Genomic DNA, 1,506 nt, shown 5'->3' on the forward strand with positions numbered 1-1,506 from the left:
GGCCGATGGCGATGCCGCCGGGCGCGGTCTGCTGGACGATGGCGCCGTTGCCCATGCCGATGCCGTTGTCGCCGTTGACGGTGGTGCGCGGGCCGATCGCCACCGAATCGGTGCCGACCGCAAGCGAGTCCGAGGCCGTCGAATTGGCGTGGAAGTACATGGTCCCGGTCACCGCGAAGGAACTCAGCGCGCCCTTCAACTGGCGAAGCGTGACGGCGTCCTGGTCCGCCGTGCCGTCGGCCACGTTGGTGATCTGGCGATAGGATGTCGAGTTGCCCACCGACACGGCGCCGAGCAGCGTCAGGTCCGTGGTGTTGTAGGGAATGAGGCCGGTGCCGGAGAGGATCGAACCAGATACCGGTGCTACCGCGCGGTCCGAGACCGAGCCGGCGCCGAGCGCAACGCCGCCGAGTATCGTGGCCTGGGTGCCCCGGCCGAGCGCCAGCGAATCGCCGGCGGACGCCGTCGCCTGGTAGCCGAGCGCGGAGGAGCCGACCCCTTGTGCGAAGGCATCGGTGACCGGCAGCGTCGTGTCGTTGGTGCGCACGTAGCGGATGCCGTCGCCATTGGCGTCGGTATAGGTTGTCGAGGTATCGCCCGCGATGTTCGTAATCGCGTTGCCGAGATTGGTGATGTCGGTGGTGTTGGTGGCGATATCGGTCGTGTTCTGCGTCACCTGCTGGTTGGTGGCGAAGAGCTGCGAGCCGTTGACCGCATCGGTCGACGAGCCGCTCAGCTGCCCCGCCGCGACGTTCTGGATCTGGCGCTCCGCGCCGGCCGAGCCGACCGAGAAGGCGCCGGCCGGCGTGGTTCCGGCGAAGGTGTAGCTCACGCCGCCGATCGTCGTGCCGCCAACCGCGGTCGTGGTGCCGGACACGGCGTTCAGGCCGATCGCCACGTCGCCGGCATTGGTCGCCACGGCATTGGGGCCGATCGCGACCGAATCCGTTCCCACGGCCTGGGAATCGGCCAGAGTCGAGTTGGCGTGGAAATACTTGATGCCGCCGCCATTGTTGATGTTGGTGATCGTGCTGGCGAGACTGTCGACGGCCTGATTGGTCGCGAAGAGCTGCGAGCCGTTGACCGCGTCCGTCGAGGAACCGCTGATGCGCCCCGCCGCGAGATTGGTGAGCGTGCGTTCCGCGCCGAGCGCGCCGATACTCACCGTCGAGGTCGGAGTGGTTCCTTGGAAGGCGTAGGTCGTGCCGTTGATCACCGCGCTGGGTGTGCCGACCGCCGCGGCAGTCACCGAGCCAGAGCCCAGCGCGACATCGCCGGAGCTTGCCGTCGCGGTGGCGCCGTTGCCCAGCGCGACGTTGCCGACGAAGCCGGCGGCGCCGGCGGTGGAACCGTTGCCAAGCGCCACGGAGCCCTGTCCGATCGCCTTGTTGTTGTTGCCGATGGCGACAGCACCGTTGGCCATATTGGCTGCAGTGGCGCTCGCCGTGCCGTCGCTATTGGCGATGTTGTTGGCGCCGCCGGTGAAGGCGCCGGTGCCGCTGGCAT

General features: G+C 68.3%; 1 pseudogene. It reads right to left on the reverse strand.

What is annotated here, in order from left to right:
• A pseudogene (locus tag EOA38_RS36385) lies at positions 1-1,506 on the reverse strand (calcium-binding protein); the annotation flags it as partial.

Origin of the sequence: Mesorhizobium sp. M1E.F.Ca.ET.041.01.1.1 (genome assembly GCF_003997355.1) — a bacterium.
GTDB lineage: Bacteria > Pseudomonadota > Alphaproteobacteria > Rhizobiales > Rhizobiaceae > Mesorhizobium.